Origin of the sequence: Asticcacaulis biprosthecium C19, assembly GCF_000204015.1 — a bacterium.
Lineage (GTDB): Bacteria > Pseudomonadota > Alphaproteobacteria > Caulobacterales > Caulobacteraceae > Asticcacaulis > Asticcacaulis biprosthecius.
Genome location: NZ_GL883080.1, coordinates 499,829 through 517,977 on the forward strand (window position 1 = coordinate 499,829; position 18,149 = coordinate 517,977).

At 60.2% G+C, this 18,149-nt stretch carries 16 protein-coding genes and 1 tRNA gene; 12 read left to right on the forward strand and 5 right to left on the reverse strand.

Features of this window, described 5'->3' with window-relative positions:
* Positions 1-163: 163 nt before the first annotated feature.
* The 3 genes from ABI_RS25445 to ABI_RS20790 form a co-directional block, all read right to left on the reverse strand.
* Positions 164-305: transfer RNA gene (locus ABI_RS25445), tRNA-Ser, on the reverse strand.
* A 119-nt stretch (positions 306-424) separates the two neighbouring features.
* Positions 425-928 (reverse strand): type II toxin-antitoxin system VapC family toxin, encoded by a 504-nt coding sequence (locus tag ABI_RS20785; protein ID WP_006275041.1) that lies wholly within the window; start codon positions 926-928, stop codon positions 425-427.
* Positions 929-930: 2 nt separating this feature from the next.
* Positions 931-1,179, reverse strand: a complete 249-nt coding sequence (locus ABI_RS20790) for a type II toxin-antitoxin system Phd/YefM family antitoxin (RefSeq protein WP_040309798.1) — start codon at positions 1,177-1,179, stop codon at positions 931-933.
* Positions 1,180-1,643: 464 nt separating this feature from the next.
* On the opposite strand from ABI_RS20790, the gene ABI_RS20795 reads away from it, so the two are divergent.
* The 11 genes from ABI_RS20795 to ABI_RS20840 all read left to right on the forward strand — a co-directional run bounded on the left by ABI_RS20795 (position 1,644) and on the right by ABI_RS20840 (position 12,986).
* Positions 1,644-3,029 carry a cation:proton antiporter gene (locus ABI_RS20795; RefSeq protein ID WP_040309799.1) on the forward strand — a complete coding sequence of 462 codons (1,386 nt, stop codon included), beginning with the start codon at positions 1,644-1,646 and terminating at the stop codon, positions 3,027-3,029.
* Between the two features lie 65 nt (positions 3,030-3,094).
* The gene (locus tag ABI_RS26525; protein ID WP_006275045.1) at positions 3,095-3,226 is read left to right on the forward strand and encodes a hypothetical protein; all 132 of its coding nucleotides are present in this window, start codon (positions 3,095-3,097) and stop codon (positions 3,224-3,226) included.
* A gap of 50 nt (positions 3,227-3,276) precedes the next feature.
* Positions 3,277-3,465, forward strand: coding sequence for a hypothetical protein (locus tag ABI_RS25450; protein ID WP_006275046.1), 189 nt, complete (start codon positions 3,277-3,279; stop codon positions 3,463-3,465).
* Positions 3,466-3,474: 9 nt separating this feature from the next.
* Positions 3,475-3,996, forward strand: coding sequence for an HPP family protein (locus ABI_RS20805; protein WP_157139039.1), 522 nt, complete (start codon positions 3,475-3,477; stop codon positions 3,994-3,996).
* Positions 3,997-4,085: 89 nt separating this feature from the next.
* Entirely contained in the window at positions 4,086-4,817 is a 732-nt protein-coding gene (locus tag ABI_RS20810) for a hypothetical protein (RefSeq protein ID WP_006275048.1), read from the forward strand.
* A 2-nt stretch (positions 4,818-4,819) separates the two neighbouring features.
* Positions 4,820-5,725, forward strand: coding sequence for a pirin family protein (locus tag ABI_RS20815; RefSeq protein WP_006275049.1), 906 nt, complete (start codon positions 4,820-4,822; stop codon positions 5,723-5,725).
* 93 nt (positions 5,726-5,818) lie between these two features.
* Positions 5,819-7,750 (forward strand): M61 family metallopeptidase, encoded by a 1,932-nt coding sequence (locus ABI_RS20820; protein WP_245531411.1) that lies wholly within the window; start codon positions 5,819-5,821, stop codon positions 7,748-7,750.
* 77 nt (positions 7,751-7,827) lie between these two features.
* Entirely contained in the window at positions 7,828-8,733 is a 906-nt protein-coding gene (locus ABI_RS20825; RefSeq protein WP_006275051.1) for an alpha/beta hydrolase, read from the forward strand.
* Positions 8,734-8,817: 84 nt separating this feature from the next.
* On the forward strand, positions 8,818-9,564 hold the full coding sequence (locus ABI_RS20830) for a 16S rRNA (uracil(1498)-N(3))-methyltransferase (RefSeq protein ID WP_006275052.1): 747 nt from the start codon (positions 8,818-8,820) through the stop codon (positions 9,562-9,564).
* A 77-nt stretch (positions 9,565-9,641) separates the two neighbouring features.
* Positions 9,642-10,997, forward strand: a complete 1,356-nt coding sequence (locus ABI_RS20835) for a glutamate--cysteine ligase (protein WP_006275053.1) — start codon at positions 9,642-9,644, stop codon at positions 10,995-10,997.
* A 117-nt stretch (positions 10,998-11,114) separates the two neighbouring features.
* Positions 11,115-12,986, forward strand: a complete 1,872-nt coding sequence (locus ABI_RS20840) for a peptide MFS transporter (RefSeq protein WP_006275054.1) — start codon at positions 11,115-11,117, stop codon at positions 12,984-12,986.
* Between the two features lie 58 nt (positions 12,987-13,044).
* Here ABI_RS20840 and ABI_RS20845 read toward each other — a convergent pair whose 3' ends face one another.
* On the reverse strand, positions 13,045-15,069 hold the full coding sequence (locus ABI_RS20845) for a TonB-dependent receptor plug domain-containing protein (protein ID WP_006275055.1): 2,025 nt from the start codon (positions 15,067-15,069) through the stop codon (positions 13,045-13,047).
* A 326-nt stretch (positions 15,070-15,395) separates the two neighbouring features.
* Complete coding sequence (tldD, locus tag ABI_RS20850; protein WP_006275056.1) at positions 15,396-16,835, reverse strand: metalloprotease TldD; 1,440 nt, start codon at positions 16,833-16,835, stop codon at positions 15,396-15,398.
* Positions 16,836-17,235: 400 nt separating this feature from the next.
* Between tldD and coxB the strand changes: the two genes are divergently transcribed.
* Positions 17,236-18,149: cytochrome c oxidase subunit II (gene coxB, locus ABI_RS20855; protein WP_245531412.1), on the forward strand; the 914-nt coding region annotated here is incomplete at its 3' end.

An 18,149-nucleotide genomic window follows, 5' to 3' on the forward strand; every position in this document is an offset into this window, starting at 1 on the left:
TTTTAGGGGTACGCTCATTTAGCAAACGAGTGCCTTCAGCCTCTCGGCCACGTCTCCGTTGTCCAACCCCTTAGCGTGTTCTTTTTTAAAAGGCAACGTCCGCAAATGGTGGATGCACAGGGTTTTTTGATGGGAAGTTGACGCGGCCGCCACGACGACCGCAATGAGACGATGGGATTGGCTCAGCTGCGCCTCGCCGAACTCGGAAATTGCTCCGCAATGTCCTCGTTTCGAACCCATGGTACCCCTTTGAGGGTACGCTCATTTAGCAGACGCGTGCCTTCAGCCGCTCGGCCACGTCTGCGTTGTCCAACCTTTCAGCGTGTTCCATTTTAAAAGGTAGCGCCCGCAGATCGTGGATGCATAGGGATTTTAATCCCTCACTCCGTCTTTGCTTCTTCGCGTTAAACTTTACAGCGCTCGATCAGAATCGCAAAAACAGGTTCTTCAGCCATACCGGCCCGGTGCCCGTCGTTTCCTGCCAATCGGCCGCTTCCTCACCTTCCGGCGCATAGCCCCACGGACTGAACACCTTCACCCGGCCGGCGCGGAAGTTGCTGACGTGGCGCGCAACGACGGTGAGGCCGTGCACAAGCGCCGTCGCCGCCACCAGAGCGTCGCGGTCTCCCTTGCCGTCGGCATAGGGCAGGGCGCCGCGTTTGCGCACCACGGCAGCATCGACCGCCAGGATACGTCCTTCGAACGCCACCATGACCTGATCGTCCAGCCAACTGCGCAAGGCTTCCCCCAAGGGCCGGTCCTTGCGCTCGACGTGCGCAATGCCATTTTCCAGCTCCAGCAGCGACACAGCGGAGACATACATGTTCTGCCGCGCCACCCCGCCGGCCCAGGTGACCACGCCGGGATCGGCCTTGCCGGTGCGCGCCTTGCGCAGTTCCGAAATGATTGGCGTGTCGAGCAGGTACATGGTCAGAACCTCTCCTCGCGCGTTTCCCAACTGCCGCGCGAATCGAATTCGACGTCCGCAGCTGCGCTTTCCGGCATGGCCAGCAGGTCGACCAGGCTCTCGGTCTGGCCGGTAATCTGCCGAAAGGTCTCGAAGCTGAGCAGGACATGGGACGGTTTGCCCCGATCGGTGATAAACACCGGCTCCAGCCGGGCCGCTTTTTTTGCCCGACCTACATCCTGGTTAAATTCACGGCTGGTCAGGGTTGTCATAGCGGCCTCTTTTTGATGTAGGTACATTACTACATTATATCATCCGGGAAAATCGAAATTTACTTTGAACTTTAAGGGTCTGAAAAATTGCCGGAGTGTGAAATTTTCATTTGACCTGGCCGCGCGACATATCATCCGAGACGGGAATGGCAACCGGACCCGAGCCGCCGGGGTGCCATTCGCAGCCTGCAACAACGTTTCCTCCCCATCCAGAAAACCCCGGCGCTCCTAACGTCGGGTTTTTTCTTTGCCGCGGCTTGCAGGTAGGCACATGTCTACACGTCGAAATTCTAAAATGTAGTTACGTTGCTACGCTGTGATGGATTTGTCACGTTAAATTCCTCAACAAAATAAACAACTTGTGATCCTGAAATTCTGTTTGACGGCGGATGAAAAACGGCGGCTTTTTGTCGCAGCCGGTCAACGGCACCAAAAAAAGCGTACTACTCTCGGGGAGACATCCAATGATATTTGAGGCAGCGCCTCAGGACCTGTGGCAAAGCACGGTCCACGAACTCACCAACATCCTGTCGCCGCACGGCGCGGTTGGCGCTGATGGCGTCACAAGGACCTATGCGCTCGGTGATTTTTCCATCCACTTTTTCCTGCAACTGGCCGTGATCATCGCGGCCTGCCGCGTCGTCGGCTGGCTGGGACAGAAGCTGCTGCACCAGCCCCAGGTGGTGGGTGAAATGATCGCGGGCGTTATCCTTGGGCCATCGCTGTTCGGCCTGCTTCTCCCCGAAATCCAGGCGGCCGTCTTCCCGAAGGAAATGAAGAACGTCCTTTACACCGGCGCCCAGTTTGGCGTCGGCCTGTACATGTTTATGGTCGGTACCTCCTTCCGCCTTGACCATTTTGCCAAGAAGGGCAAGAGCGCCATGGCGGTCTCCTTCGCCGGGATCAGCGCGCCCTTCCTGCTGGCTGTGCTGATCACGCCCTGGCTGATGACCATACCTGGCCTGTTCACCGCGGGTATTTCCCAGTTCAACGCCACCCTGTTCATGGGCGCCTGTATCGCCCTGACGGCCTTCCCGATGCTGGCCCGCATCATCAATGAGCGCGGCCTGGCCAATTCGTCTTTGGGAACCCTGTCCCTGACGGCTGGCGCCTTCGATGATGCTGTTTCGTGGTGCGTCCTGGCTGTTGTGCTGGCCACCTTTGGCGGCGGTCCGGGCATTGCCGTCGTGGCCATTGTCGGCGGTATCTCATTTGCCCTGTTCGTGGTGACGATCGGCCGCAAGCTGCTGGCGCCGCTGGGCCGCATGGTCGAGGAAAAGGGCGAGATGTCCTACACAATACTGGCCATCGTGATGATCTGCTTCTTCCTGTCGGCCTTCGTCATGGACGCCGTCGGCATCCACGCCATCTTTGGTGGCTTCATCCTGGGCACCGCCATGCCGCGCGGCAAGTTCGTTGAGGAACTGAAAAAGAAGGTCGAGCCGTTCGCGGTCATCGTCCTGCTGCCGATGTTCTTCACCTTCTCGGGACTGAACACCCGCATGGACATGGTCAACTCGCTCGAAATGCTTTTCGTGGCCTTGGTCATCCTGGCGGTCTCGGTTGTCGCCAAGTTCGGCGCCTGCTACGTCGCCGCCCGCATGACCGGCGAAGACAACCGCACGGCGCTCGGCATTGGCGCTCTTATGAACTCCCGCGGCCTGATGGAACTGATCATCATCAATATCGGCCTGCAGAAGGGCATTATCGGCCTGCCGCTGTTCGCCATGCTGGTCCTGATGGCCATCGTGACCACAGTCATGGCCTCGCCGGTGTTTGAAGCTGTCTACGGGAAAAAGGCCCGCGAAAGCGGTGAACTGGATGCCGTGCCCGACAACACACGGGCCTGATAACCTGTTCTTCGGCGGCGTCACTGTCATCCGGTGGCGCCGCTTTTCTATCCGGGGCACATCCAATGAAAACCTACCTCCTGACGGGCACAGCCGTGCTCGCCCTGAGCAGCGCCATGGCGGTCAACGCCCAGGCCGACGACGCCTTTTCGGCGACCGGCGGGCGCAAGACCTCGGCAACGGTATCAACGAACTGAGCTATACAGCGACGATCAACCTGCCGCACAAGCTGAAGCCGGCCCTGACCTTGTCCTGGCACGACTATTCGACGACCCGCCTGGACCAGAAGATCGGCACCGAGTGGGGCGCCATGGCCACCATCGCCCTGACGCCGAGGTTCAGCCTGATGCTGAAACATGCCGATTTTGAACGCAAGAGCCCGGCGGCCCCGGCGTCGCGCACCAAGACCTGGCTTGCGATCAATTGCAAGTACTGAGGCTGTCATATGAGCGGCCTTCCCCCCTACCTGTCCCGGTTTAACACCGCTGCGATCCGCCGCTTGCTCGCGGTGCCAGTGTTGGCTGGGATAGGGGGCGCTGTCTGTGTCGGTGCCCTCGAATTTGCCGCGACAATCAGCCAGCGTCCCTTCTGGCAGTTGCCGTTCATCACCTCCATAGCCCTGATCATGGGGGCGCCGTCGTCAGAGCCGGCACAGCCCAGGGCCCTGATTGGCGGTCATCTGGTCTCGGCCCTGGCGGGGTATATCGTGTTGTGGCTGCTGGGACCGGCGGAATGGGCGGCCGCCCTCAGCGTCGGGCTGGCCATCGTCCTGATGCTGCGCTTGAAAGTCTTTCACCCACCCGCCGCCGTGGACGCCTTTCTGGTCGTGAAACAGGTGTTGGGGATCGACTTTCTGTTCACTGTCATTTTGACGGGGGCGATCCTGCTCGTAGGCTTTGCCTTCGTTTGGCATCGGCTCTCCGACTGGATCCTGGCGCGGTTGCATCCGGAGAAGGACGCAAAATGATCACGTCCTACGACCCGCCGAATATCTCGATGGCTTGAAGCCTCATCGTCTGCGTGACATAACCGGTTCTCGCTTTCTTCGAGGCTAACATGACGCGCCGTACGGCTTTGGTATTGGGTCTGATGTGGGGACTGGCGGCAGGTTCCGCTGTCGCGGCCAACCAGGCGCCGGCGCCGGACAACGCCAAGCCCACCATCCTGCTCCCCAACACGACCTCCACGACCGAATATAATCCGTCCCGGGGCTTCCCCGACAAGAACGGTCCCCTGTCGGGTATGTTGATCGTCATTCCGCAGAGCGAGGTTGAGGAATTCAACAAGCCATCCGGCGCCGAGCGGCACCTTAACCGCGTCTCCCGCGCCGAAGCCGGCGCCGTTCTGGCCATCAAGCTGGTCTTTGTCGGTATCGAGACCGACTGGGACAACAATGTCGATGTCGTCTACGACCTGTCGATCACCGCACCCGACGGCCGTCTGTATGGCGACGAGTACAGTTCTGTGGCGGGCGTCAAGGGTAAGCAGGGCAGGACGCAAGGCGTCTATGACAACCGCAACAAGGTCGTCCTGATGCAGTTCGAGGACCACGACGTCCCGGGCCTCTATACCATCAAGGCGGTGCTGCGCGACAAGGTCGTCGGCCGCGAACTGCCGTTGCAAACCCAGGTCGAGCTGATCGCCAAGGCCAGCCCGCCGACGCAGATCCCTGGCGTGACGGCGCCCGACCCATCTGCGCCGGTCACCATGGCACCGATCGCCGACCCTGCCCCGCAGGCCAAACCGGTCAAGAAGGGCAAGAAGAAATACCGAAAGAGAAGGCGCTGACCGTGACAGACTCCGATACTGACGCTGGCGTTTCCCTGCCCGACACCGTCGCCATGGTCATCCCGGCACGCGAAAAGGACCTGGGCGGCTTCATGGTCCGCCGCGTGCTGCCCTATGCCAGACGGCGTATGGTCGGGCCGTGGATCTTCTTCGACCACATGGGGCCGGCCGACTTCGCGCCTGGCCTGGGTGTCAATGTCCGGCCGCATCCGCACATCAACCTGGCCACCGTCACCTACCTGTTCAAAGGCAACATTCTCCACCGCGACAGCCTGGGCACGCGCGGCGTCATTTCTCCGGGTGACATCAACCTGATGGTCGCCGGCAAGGGCATCGTTCACTCCGAACGCGAGGAAGACGAGGCCAAGACCCGCACCCGCCATCTCGACGGCCTGCAACTGTGGCTGGCCTTGCCGGAAGCCGATGAGGAGATCGATCCGGCCTTCTACCACTATGACGCCGCCGAGATCCCGTCCTTCGACGATGGTCAGGCGCATGTCCGGGTGATGATGGGCGAAGCCTTTGGTCTTCGCTCGCCGGTCAAGACCTATGCCCAGACCCTTTATGTCGAAGCGAAACTGAAGCTGAGGGCCGAACTCCAGGCGCCTATGGGCGTTGAGGAACGTGCCATCTATGTTTGCGACGGCGAACTGGGCGTTGACGGCCTGATCCTGAAGACCTACGAGATGGCCGTTTTGACGCCGGGCGCTCTGGTCCGGCTGACGGCGATCAGCGGTCCGGTCCATTTCGTCATCGTCGGTGGCGAAAAGCTGAGCGAACGTCACATCTACTGGAATTTTGTCTCGTCGCGGCCGGAACGCATCGAACAGGCCAAGGCCGACTGGAAGGCCCAAACCTTCCCGAAAGTGCCGGGAGACGACCAGGAATTCATTCCCCTGCCGGAGTAGGCCTCAACATTACCGATCGTTAATCCGGACGATCTTTACAATCGCAACGATCTGCGCTTGGTTTGCGATCTCTTTGAGTTAAGGAACGCGTAGATGTCGATAAAGATGGTCGGACTGGTCAGTGCCGTAGCACTGGGTTTAGGCATGATGGCGCACGGCGCGATGGCCCAGGTCGCGGCCCCACCGACCCCGCCGATCGTTCTGCCCCAGGATGTCGCCTTCGAAGGCACCATGACGGTCGCTGTTGACGCCACCGACCTGAACCAGCGCGTCATCAAGATCCAGCAGACCGTCCCGGCCAAGCCCGGCCCATTGGTGCTGATGCTGCCGAAATGGCTGCCGGGCAAACACCATCCCGCCAATGGCAATATCCAGCGCATTGCCGGCCTGGTCATTACGGCCAACGGCCAGCCGGTCAAATGGAAGCGTGACGCCGTCGACATGAATGCCTTCCACGTCGAGGTTCCAGCCGGCGCCGGCGAGTTGAAGGTGGCCTTCCAGTATCTGGCGCCGACCGTTGCCTCGACCGCGCGCATCGTCCTGACCAATGACATGCTGAACCTGCAGTGGGAGTTTGCGTCACTGTATCCGGCAGGCTATTACGCCTCACGTATCCCGATCACCGCCTCGATCACCCTGCCCGAGGGCTGGGGCTACGCCACGGCGCTGGAAACGGCTGGCAAGACCGGAAATACCGTTCAGTTCAAGACCACGGACTACGAAACCTTCATCGATTCGCCGCTCTTTTCCGGCCGCTATTTCAAAACCTACGACATCGATCCGGACGGTCCCGTACCGGCCCGCCTGAACGTCATGGCCGACAAGCCGACCCAGGTCGAGGCCAGCGAGGACATCGTCGCCATCCATCGCAAGATGATGGACCAGGCCTATAAGCTGTTCGGGGCACCGCATTACGACCACTACGACTTCCTGATATCAGCGACGGACTGGCTGGGCGATATCGGCCTGGAGCACCATCAATCGACCGAAATCGGCATGGAGCCCAAGTGGCTGACCGACTGGAAGAACGAGTACGTCGGACGCGACGTGCTGACCCACGAACTGGTCCACTCGTGGAACGGCAAGTTCCGCCGCCCGGCCGACATGTGGACGCCGAACTACCAGGTGCCGATGCGTGGCAGCCTGTTGTGGGTCTACGAAGGCCAGACCCAATATTGGGGCCACATCCTCGCAGCGCGGTCCGGCCTGTACAGCAAGGACCAGGAACTGGAATACCTGGCTATCATGGCCGCCGGCCTCGACAACCTGCCGGGGCGGCAATGGCGCGACCTGGCCGACACCACCAACGACCCGGCCCTCTCGGCGCGCGCCGCCCAGACCTGGCGTGCCTGGCAACGCAGCGAGGAATACTACACCGAAGGTTATCTGATCTGGCTCGACGCCGACACCCTGATCCGTGAAAAGACCAACGGCAAGAAGTCGCTGGACGACTTCGCCAAGGCCTTTTTCGGCGTCAATCCGGGATCACGGACACCGGTGACCTACACCTTCGACGATATCGTGACCGGTCTGAACAACGTATACGCTTACGACTGGGCGACCTTCCTGAACGATCGCCTGCATTCCGCGGGTCCGGGCGCGCCGCTCGACGGCATCACCCGTGGTGGCTACAAGCTGGTCTATACCGACACGCCGACCGCCTATTACAAGGCGACAGAGACTCTGCGCAAGAACGTCAACCTGGCCTATTCCCTGGGCATCGCCATCAATTCCAAGGATGCACTCATCAGTGCGGTTCAGTGGGACAGTCCAGCCTTCAAGGCCGGCATGGCGCCCAATGCGACCCTGATCGCGGTCAATGGCAAGGCCTATGACGCAGAGATCCTGAAGACGGCGATCACCGCGGCCAAGACCGGCACGGATCCGATCGAACTGCTGGTGAAGGTCGACGACAACTACCGTACCTTCAAGGTCGATTATCATGGCGGCCTGCGCTATCCGAAGCTGGAGCGTATCGAAGGCAGGAAGCCGCTGCTGGATGACATCCTGGCTGAGAAGAAGTAACCGTTTGTAACCAATGGGCGGCGGACCCGCCATAATTTTGCCGTCGCCCACGCGCCTTCTCACGCCGGAGGCGCATCATGAAACCGCTGTTTTTTCTGCTTATTCTGGCTCTGGCATCTACGTCGGCGCATGCCGGGCCAATGCGCGACCGCTATCTTGGGCGGATGAAGGAAAGGTCGGTGGGCGAGGTTACCGACCCGGCGAAAATCCTGCCGGGCGCCACCGTGCAGACCGTGGCCTATGGCGCGGACGCAGCCCAGACCCTTGATGTCTACGCCCCGCCGTCGCCACGCGACGCCCCAATCATCGTCATGGTCCATGGCGGGGGCTGGCGTCTCGGAGACAAGGCCAGTCCAGGCGTGGTGGACAACAAGCTGAAACGCTGGCTGCCTCAGGGCTTTATAGTGGTCAGCGTCAACTATCGCATGCTGCCGGATGCCGGAGTCGACCTGCAGGCCCAGGACATCGCTCACGCCATTGCTTACGTGCAAAAGGAAGCGCCGCGTTGGGGTGGAAATGGCAACAAGGTCATAGCCATGGGCCATTCGGCCGGTGCCCATCTTGTCGCCCTGGTTTCGGCCGACCCCGCGCCCGTCGTTGCAGCCGGGGGGCGGGCCTGGCGGGGAACCGTGGTTATCGATTCGGCCGCTTTGGACGTGACCGCCGTGATGCAAAAGCGTCATCCCCGCCTATATGACGACGCCTTAGGCAATGACCCGATCTTTTGGGCCAACGTGTCGCCGGCTGCCCGGTTGAAACCCGGAGCCGTTCCCATGCTTCTGGTCTGTTCGTCGCAGCGTCCGGACGATCCCTGCGCCGACGCCAGGGCTTTTTCGGCCCAGTTGGCGGCACAGGGGCAGGACACCCAGGTATTGCCACAAGCCATGAGCCACATGGCCATCAACCGCGACCTGGGTCTGGATACCGCCTACACGGCGCACGTCGACGATTTCATCCACACGCGTCTGGCCGATCAAGATTGACCGGGAGCGCCTTACCCGTATTGTCAATCGTGGATGGACAAATCGGCTTGAGCCGGCGGCCGTAGAAATCTAGAAGACATGCCCATGATCCGTCTGTTTATCTCCGAGACCACACCGCCTTTCGCCGAAGGCCTGAGCGTTATCCTCAATCCTGACCAGTCGCGCTACCTCGCGGCTGTGATGCGCTTGTCCGTCGATGACACGGTGTCGATCTTCAATGGCCGCGACGGCGAATGGGGGGCGCGTCTCAGCGAGGTCGGCAAGAAGGCGGTCAAGCTTGACCTGATCGAACAAACCCGCCCACAACCGACAGGGCAGGGGCCGATCCTGGCGGTCGCGCTGATCAAGCGCTCAGCGTTGGAATATATCGTCGAAAAGGCCACCGAACTGGGCGCCGGTACGATCCAGTTGCTGACAACCCGACGCACCAATGCCAGTCATACGAATGTTGAACGTCTTGTTTCCATTGCCAAAGAATCCGCCGAGCAGACCGAACGTCTGGATGTGCCCGAGATACTGGCGCCGGTAAAACTCGACCGCTTCCTAGCGGCAGCGGCCTTCGACCGGCTGATATTCGGCGACGAAAACTCGACCCATGAAGGCACCAGAGAAACCCTGCCGTTGTTGCAGGCCTTGAAAACGACCGCTGCGGTGGAAAGGTCCGTCATCCTGATCGGTCCGGAGGGCGGTTTCGACGATGACGAACGACTGGCTTTGCGCGGCCGGCCTGACTGCATCCCTGTCAATCTCGGCCCGCGTATCCTGCGCGCCGATACCGCGGCGATCAGCGCGCTTACACTCTATCAAGCGGTGGTTGGAGATTGGCGCTAATTTAGCAATCCTCTCTTGCCTGCCCCCGGCGACCGGCCCATATAGGCGGCGACTTCGCAAACAAAAAGGGCAGCGGCATGGCGTATTCGGGTGAGTCAGAGCCCCTGCGTACCTTCTCCGAACTGGTGAGCTACTTCCAGTCGGGCGAAAAGTCGCGCGAACGTTGGCGCATAGGTGCAGAGCACGAGAAGTTCGCTTTCCGTCTGACCGATCTCACCCGGCCCGCCTACGAAGGTCCCGACGGTATTCAGGCCATGCTGAAAGGCCTGATGCGTTTTGGCTGGCAAGGCGTCTACGAAGGCGAGACCCTGATCGCGCTTAGCCGCAACGGCGCTTCGGTGTCGCTGGAGCCCGGTGGCCAGTTCGAACTGTCCGGCGCGCCGCTGGAAACCGTTCATGACATCTGCGACGAAACCGGCCAGCACCTGGAAGAGGTGAGGGCGGTCGCGAGCGAACTAGGCTTGGGTTTTGTCGGCACGGGATTCTCGCCGCTGTGGACGCGCGGAGAGACACCGGTCATGCCTAAAGGCCGCTACAAGATCATGCGCAGCTACATGCCAAAGGTGGGCAATCTCGGCCTCGATATGATGCTGCGCACCTGCACCGTCCAGGCCAATCTCGACTACAGTTCTGAAGCCGATATGGTGCAGAAGTTCCGGGTATCCCTGGCGTTGCAACCGATCGCCACGGCGCTGTTTGCCAACTCGCCCTTTACCGAAGGCAAGCCGAACGGCTTCGTGTCGGCGCGTGCCAATGTCTGGACCGATACCGACCCTGACCGCACCGGCATGCTTGATTTCGTCTTTGAAGACGGCTTCGGCTATGAGCGTTACGCCCAATACGCCCTGGACGTACCGATGTATTTCGTCCACCGCGATGATTATATCGATGCTTCTGGCCAGGATTTCAAAGCCTTCATGAAGGGCGAACTGCCGGCCTATATGGGACACCGTCCGACCATGGACGATTGGGCCGACCACCTGACCACCCTGTTCCCGGAAGTGCGCCTGAAGAAGTACCTCGAAATGCGCGGCGCCGATGCCGGTCCATGGAGCCGCCTGTGTGCCCTGCCGGCGCTGTGGGGAGGCCTGTTCTACGACCAGACGGCGTTGGATGCCGCCTGGGACCTGGTCAAGGGCTGGACAACCGATGAACACAACCGCCTGCGCGGCATGGCGGCAAGAACCGGCCTAAGGGGCGACATCGCCGGTCGTCCAGTCAAGGACTGGGCCATGGACGTGCTGAACATCGCAAAACAAGGCCTGAAGAACCGTAACAAACTGTCCGGCGGGTTCATAGACGAAACAGGCTATCTCGGCGAGCTGTTCGAAATCGCCGACAGCGGCCTGACCCCGGCCGACCGGCTGCTGGAAAAATTCCATGGCCCTTGGCAGGGCGACATTCGCCGTCTCTACGCTGAGGAAGCCTACTAGATTCGCTTCGTATACGATTTGACGATGGCGCTTGCCAAACCGCCAAATACCTGATCATGTCGCAAAAAAGGCAGCGCCGCGAGCGTTAGACCTTATGTCCTCTTTGCGAGATCATGTATGCTGAATATCGTCATTGGCGCCGGGATATTGATTACGATCCTGACCGGCATTCCCGTCCTCCTGCAGATGCGAAACCACCCCAAGGGGTTGTTTGTCTGCTTTTTCGCCGAGATGTGGGAGCGGTTTTCCTACTACGGCATGCGGGCCTTGCTGATCTACTACCTGGTCCGGCATTTCCTCTTCGACGATACCCGCGCCAATGCGCAATACGGTGCCTACACGACGCTCATCTATCTTCTGCCACTCTTGGGGGGCCTGATTGCTGACCGCTGGCTGGGGACGCGCAAGGCGATTACGTTCGGCGCAATACTGCTGGTGGCTGGCCATCTGGGCATGGCGATCGAAGGACGGCCGAATATTCCGACGGTGACCTATCAGGGTACGACCTATGAGTTCGTCACTGACGGCATGGGGCAGAACCGGTCCGTCAAGCTGGACGTCAACGGTCAGCACTATGACTGGAAGGGTATGGCGGATGGTGGTTATGAGGTTGTCGGCCTGCCGGCGGATGCGCCGATACCGGCAATTCTGCCCGCCGCCAGCATTCAGAAGGACGTGAAGATCGTCGATGCCTGGGCGGAAAACGTCTTCTACCTGGCGATTTCGCTGATCATCCTTGGGGTGGGCTTCATGAAGCCCAACATTTCGACGATCGTCGGTCAGCTTTATCGCGAGAAGGATCCGCGACGCGATGCGGGCTTCCAGTTCTATTATTACGGCATCAATCTGGGATCGTTCTGGGCGGCGGCTCTGTGTGGATATCTCGGCGAAAACGTCGGCTGGTGGGCCGGGTTTGGCCTGGCCGGTATCGGCATGCTGGCGGGGCTGATCATGTTCACGCTGGGCAAGCCGTGGCTTATGGGCAAGGGTGAACCACCCAAGCCGGAAGTCCTGAAGGAGAAGGTGGGGCCGCTCAACAAGGAGGTTTTGATCTATCTGGGAGGCCTGGCTCTGGTGCCGGTCATCTACCTGCTGGTACAGCAGAACCTCATTGTTCGCTATGCCCTGTATGCAGGCTCGCTGGCCATTATCGGCTACGTCATCCACCAGATGTTCACGAAATACTCTGTGCCGGAGCGGTTCCGCCTGACCCTGGCGATGATCCTTTCGGGATCGTCCGCCCTTTTCTTCGCTTTGTTCGAACAGGCCGGATCCAGTCTGAGCCTGTTCGCCGAACGTAACACCAATCTCGATATCCTGTCGGCGCCCATCGTAATCGGCAATTTTGTGCTGGCCTCTTCGCAACAACTGGCGGCCATGACCTTGCCGGCGAACCATGTCTGGATCGATATGGGGCTGACGCCTTCGCAAACCCAAACTTTCAATGCCGGTTTCATCCTGATCCTGGCGCCGGTCTTTGCTTGGTTGTTCACCTATCTGGGCCGGCGCGGCGCTGATCCCGATCCCTTGAAAAAGTTCGGTTTCGGCCTGGCCAATGTCGGACTGGGCTTTCTGGTTCTGGTGTGGGGTGTCGGTACTGCCGACGCCCTGTGGCGACTGCCGGTCCTGTTCCTGATGATGACCTATCTGTTCCACACGATCGGGGAACTGACCCTGTCGCCGGTCGGGCTGTCGCAACAGACCAAGCTGTCGCCGCCGACCATTGTGGCGACCATGATGGCCATCTGGTTCCTTGGGCAGTCGAACGGACAGAACGTTGCGGCCATTATCGCACAGTTTGCCTCGACCGAGACGGTGGGGGGGGTGGCTCTGGACAACCGCTCCGCTTTGATGTCGTCGATCGAAACCTTCAACTTCATCGGCTGGCTGGGTGTCGGGGTCGGGGTCTTCTTCTTCCTGCTGTCATACGTCATCGGCCATTGGTCATATGGGGCGAACGATACGACAGCGGAAGAAACGCCGAAATGACGTGTGGGTCGAGGGGCCTCAAGATACGTTCTTTGGCCCCTCGACCCCATAAGTTGCATCAGAGTTCCTTCTTCACCCGTACGATCACAAATGGCTGCGACTTGCCGTCGCTCAGTTCCTGCCGCACGATCGGAGTCTGTTCGCGCAGCCCCGCCCACACGGTCCGGGTCATCTGGTCGCGGCGCTTGGGCGGGTTTTGGAAGATGACCGCCCAGGTGATGTTGTCCTTGGTCTTGTACTCCGCCCAGAACGCGATCCACGGCGCCGACTTGTAGCGATACTGCTCGGTCGCATGATATTGGGTGCCGTTGTTCAGGCTGCTGATCTCCAGGCCCCAGTTCGCACGCCAACTGGTGATGTTCTGGCTCAGCAGAATGAAATAGCGGTCCGGGTTCAGGCCCGAAATCGGCCGCGAGTCGCCGGTGATCGGATCGGTGACGCTGGTGAAATACTTGGCGTACTCCACCTTCAGTTCGCCGCCCTTGAACTTGAACCTGTCCAGAGGCAAGGTCAGGTTGACGCCGATTTCATCGCGGACGCCGTCGCCGATATTACCACGGGCATTGAACACCCCGTCATCGGTCACGATCGGCGCAAAGTCCAGCGTGTCTTCGAGTGATGCATGCTTCAACGTCAGGCTCACCGCCCCTTTGGTCCAGAAACCGTAGTCGAAGGTCAGCGCATGGGCCCACTCCTTCTGCGGCACGATCGATGGATTGCCGGCCTTGACCACCTCGGTATCCAGCGACACCGACGAGGCAAAGTCTCCGAAATCCAGTTGACCAACCACCCGCTCGGACCGCCAGCTCACCTTGACCTTGTCGCGCGGTGCCCACACCACCTGTACCGACGGCTTGGGGTAGACAAAGGATTCCGACCGGTTGTCCTGGGCCACCGAAATGGTCGAGGTCTCGACCTTCAGCCCGGTCTCCAGCGACAATTTCGGAGTCATCTGCCAGTTGCGCATGGCGTAATACTCCGCCCGGTCTTCCTCGACCATGACGTTGTCGAACGGCACATTCTGTTCGCTGTCGTTCTCGGTGTAACGCGAGGCGACGTCGCGGCCATTATAGACGCTTTCGGCGCCAAACTTGTAGGTGATCTTGTCTTTCGGCTGCCAGGTCAGCTTGGCGCTGACGATGTTTTCGCGATCCTCGGACTTGGAAATGTAGCGCGAGGTGTCGGGACCATCCGTATAGACATCGTCCAGCGTCTCATCGTCAAACCGGTGCAGTAGGTTCACATCCAGGGACAGGGTCTTGGTCAGCTTGCGTTCGAACTGCAGGCCCAACTCGCCTTCGGTCTCCTGCAGATCCAGGTGCTCGACCGCCGTCGATCCATCCCGAACATACCGGGCGTCATACTCATAGTCGATCGGGTTGAGACTGCCGTTCAGCGTGATCTTGCCGCCAAACAACGGACGCGCATGGGTAAAGCGCTCGGCATGGCCCGAACCGCCGCCGACCTGATCGATGAACATCCGGTCTGGATTGGGGTCGCTGAAGTCCGGCTGGTAGATATACCGCGTCGTGTCATGGGTGCCGTTGTCGTTGAAACCGAAGGACTCCATGTAGAATTCGGTCAGGATGCCATTGCGGTTGCGTGAATAGCTGAAGAAGCCGGCCGGCTTGGAAGACCCTGGGAAGAATTTCACATTACCGCCGAAATTGATCGTCGCCTTGTCGCTCTGCTTGCGCACAATGTTGACGATCTGGCGATAGCCCTGCATATCGACGCCGGGCGCGCCACCGGTGATCAGCTCGATCCGCTCAACCTGAGCCGCCGAAATGGTGTTTAGCTGTTCCCCCAGGTTGGTCTTGCTGGCCGGGCGCTGACCGTCGACCACTACATTGCCGGCCGCACCGGCGAAGCCGCGGACCTCGTCGCCCTCGTTGAAGGTAAAGCCCGGCACCCGGAACACCATGTCGAGAGCCGTCGACACCTGAAACTCGGTGAAATAGCTGGCCTGGTACGTGACCACCTGATTGCCGCTTTCGGCGGCCGGCGCCGTGTCCTGCGCCTGGGCAAAGGCCGGTGCAGCCAAAAACACGAAGGCCAGGGCGGTGGTGACGAAGAGACGCATAGTCGGAAAATCCCCGGTGGACATGGCGCCGTTGGTGGCGGTCCGTGGCCGGACGGAATACTGCGCAAGGCTGACTTACAAGTTAAATGCCTGTAACAATTTCAACGAACTATCGTCAAAAATGAGAAGCAAACGCAGAATTTCTGTCGAAAATTCAATGCGATGTCAAATCCAACTACGGCGTTTTTCGTAGGTGGCGAAGCGCGCAACATTACACAGAATTAATATTACGGTGGTCATACTCGCCGGGGACGGCACAGCGTTGCGAAGCCCGGCACAGGTCCAGGCTTCGCAACGCGAACATCACAAGTGGACGATGCGGAAAACTAGTTCGTCCCGCCGACCGTCAGTCCCCTGATTCTCAGGCTGGGCTGGCCGATGCCGACGGGCAGCGACTGGCCGGCCTTGCCGCAGGTGCCGACGCCCGGATCGAACTTGAAGTCGTCGCCGATCATGTCGACCTGGCCCATGGCGGCCGGACCATCTCCGATCAGGGTAGCGCCCTTGACCGGTGCGCCGACCTTGCCGTCTTCGATCAGATAGGCCTCGGTACATTGGAAGACGAACTTGCCGTTGGTGATATCGACCTGGCCGCCACCGAAGTTGACGGCAAAAAGCCCCTTCTTGGTGTTGGCGATCATATCGGCCAGTTTGTCCGAGCCAGCGCGCATAAAGGTGTTGGTCATGCGGGGCAGGGGTTGGTGCGCATAGGACTGGCGCCGCCCGTTGCCGGTCGCGCTGACGCCCATCTGCCGCGCCGACAGCCGGTCATGCATATAGCCGACAAGGATGCCGTCCTCGATCAGAGTCGTACAGGAGGTCGGCGTCCCTTCGTCGTCGATGTTCAGCGAGCCCCGCGCATCCGGCACAGTCCCGTCGTCGACGATGGTCACGCCCTTGGCCGCTACCTGTTTGCCCATCTTGCCGGAAAACGCCGAGGTACCCTTGCGGTTGAAGTCGCCTTCCAGCCCATGGCCGACGGCTTCGTGCAGCAGCACGCCTGGCCAGCCGGGCCCGAGCACGATGTCCATCTCACCGGCGGGCGCCGGAATGGCGTCAAGATTGACCAGGGCCTGACGAATGGCTTCGTCGACCTGAGCCTGCCACTTTTCCGGCGACGTGATATCGAACCACGAGATACGCCCGCCGCCACCCGACGACGCCGTCTCGCGGTGACCATTCTTCTCCACCGATACGCTGACATTCAGCCGCACCAGCGGCCGGTAGTCATGATACATCTGGCCGCCACCGCGCAGGATGGTAATGGCGCGCTTGTCGCAGGCCAGGGACGCCGACACTTGGACGACACCGGCGTGTGCCTGGCGCGCATAGGCATCCATCGCCTGGAGCAGGGCGATCTTGTCGGCGAAGGCCATCTCACCGAGCGGGTCATGCGCCTGGTAGTAGGAGCGGTTGGAACGCGACGGGTGCGACGCCGTCAAACTCACATCCACGCTTTTGCCCTTCTTGGCCAGCACCGCGGCTTCGGACGCTCGGCCGACAGCCTCCAGCGACAGTTCGGCGCTGTTGGCGAACCCGATGGTTTCACCCGCCACGACGCGAAATCCGAATCCCTGGTCGGCATTGTAGGCCGACGATTTCAGCCGGCCGTCGTCGAACAGCAGGGATTCGCCTTCACGACGTTCAATGAACATCTCGCCGTCATCGGCGCCCTTCAAGGCCTCGTCCAGCAAACCCTGTGCGGCGTGAAGATCGAAATCTCCCCAGTCGGCAGCGGCGGAATCAGTAGGGAAGGGAAGGGCCATGGATTGGTGCTCGAAAGTGTAACGGTCTGCCCTATTTAGGCGTGCCCGCGGGGTATGGCCATGGCAAAGCACATTTTTTGCCGGCCCTTTCGATTTTGCCTCGGTTTCCGCGACAAAGTAGCGCACCTTGCGCGACGTCAAAGCCTGACGGTACTGGAATTGCCGCAAAGACCCTGCGCAAAACGGGGAATTCCTTTTTTTGCCCTTTGCAATTGCCCGCGAACGCATTATGGGATCGTTTCTGCTAGGGCGCCCCGATGGGCAGTGGCCAGGTATGGCTGCGCGAATCGTTGCTGGAATGGCGCCCAAGAAATGTCGATTACGGTAAAGGTCAGGGCGCACGAGCACCGCGTCCCGTCCGGCAAGATGAGGCCATATTATGGGATTTGGGCGAATGGGCATGAAGGGGCTGTTGAAGGCCGCGTGCGGGGCTGTAGCCACCTTGACGCTAAGTGGCGTGCTGGCGATGTCTGCTGCCGCTGAGCAATTGGTCGGTCAGCCGACGGACAAGGAAATGGGCCTTCAGCCCAACGTGACCGAATTGGGTCATGAGGTCGACTGGTTCTATAATGCTTTGCTGTTTCCGATTATCACCGTCATTTCGGTGTTCGTTCTGGCGCTGCTGATCTGGATCGTCATTCGGTACAATCGTAAGGCCAACCCAACGCCGGCGCGTTTCTCGCACAACACCTTTATTGAAATCGTCTGGACTGTCGTTCCGATCCTCATCCTGGTCGTGATCGCCGTCTTCTCCATGCCGCTGCTGAAGAAGTTCAATGACATCCCCACTCCTGACGTGGTGGTCAAGGCTACCGGCAACCAGTGGTACTGGGCTTATGACTATCCGGAGCTGGGCGTCGAGGGCATCGAAGCCCGGCTGCTGCCGGAAGCCGCCGACCTGAAGACGGCCACGCCTGACAAGCCGTACCTCCTGGCTACCGACAACAAGCTGGTCGTCCCGGTCGGCAAGGTCGTCCACGTCCAGGTGACCGCAAATGACGTCATCCACGCCTGGACCGTGCCGGCTTTCCGCGTCAAGGTTGACGCCGTGCCGGGCCGTCTGAACAGCCTGTGGTTCAAGGCCGATAAGATTGGGACCTATTACGGTCAGTGCTCCGAACTGTGCGGCCAGGACCACGCCTATATGCCGATCGAGGTTCAGGTCGTTTCCGAAGCCGATTTCGACAAGTTCATCATCGCCCAGGGTGGCAAGACCCGCGCTATGATCGCAGCCGAAGAAAAAGCAGCCACTGCGGCGTCGGCCCAGGCCGCTGCGGAAGCTGCAGCTTCCGCCCAGGCCGCTGATGCCGTTTC

Bases quoted from the DNA above. Each gene is read 5' to 3' on its own strand.
- ABI_RS20785 (WP_006275041.1), bottom strand. From the start codon at position 928: ATGTACCTGCTCGACACGCCAATCATTTCGGAACTGCGCAAGGCGCGC.
- ABI_RS20790 (WP_040309798.1), bottom strand. From the start codon at position 1,179: ATGACAACCCTGACCAGCCGTGAATTTAACCAGGATGTAGGTCGGGCA.
- ABI_RS20795 (WP_040309799.1), top strand. From the start codon at position 1,644: ATGATATTTGAGGCAGCGCCTCAGGACCTGTGGCAAAGCACGGTCCAC.
- ABI_RS26525 (WP_006275045.1), top strand. From the start codon at position 3,095: ATGAAAACCTACCTCCTGACGGGCACAGCCGTGCTCGCCCTGAGCAGC.
- ABI_RS20805 (WP_157139039.1), top strand. From the start codon at position 3,475: ATGAGCGGCCTTCCCCCCTACCTGTCCCGGTTTAACACCGCTGCGATC.
- ABI_RS20810 (WP_006275048.1), top strand. From the start codon at position 4,086: ATGACGCGCCGTACGGCTTTGGTATTGGGTCTGATGTGGGGACTGGCG.
- ABI_RS20820 (WP_245531411.1), top strand. From the start codon at position 5,819: ATGTCGATAAAGATGGTCGGACTGGTCAGTGCCGTAGCACTGGGTTTA.
- ABI_RS20825 (WP_006275051.1), top strand. From the start codon at position 7,828: ATGAAACCGCTGTTTTTTCTGCTTATTCTGGCTCTGGCATCTACGTCG.
- ABI_RS20830 (WP_006275052.1), top strand. From the start codon at position 8,818: ATGATCCGTCTGTTTATCTCCGAGACCACACCGCCTTTCGCCGAAGGC.
- ABI_RS20835 (WP_006275053.1), top strand. From the start codon at position 9,642: ATGGCGTATTCGGGTGAGTCAGAGCCCCTGCGTACCTTCTCCGAACTG.
- ABI_RS20840 (WP_006275054.1), top strand. From the start codon at position 11,115: ATGCTGAATATCGTCATTGGCGCCGGGATATTGATTACGATCCTGACC.
- ABI_RS20845 (WP_006275055.1), bottom strand. From the start codon at position 15,069: ATGCGTCTCTTCGTCACCACCGCCCTGGCCTTCGTGTTTTTGGCTGCA.
- tldD (WP_006275056.1), bottom strand. From the start codon at position 16,835: ATGGCCCTTCCCTTCCCTACTGATTCCGCCGCTGCCGACTGGGGAGAT.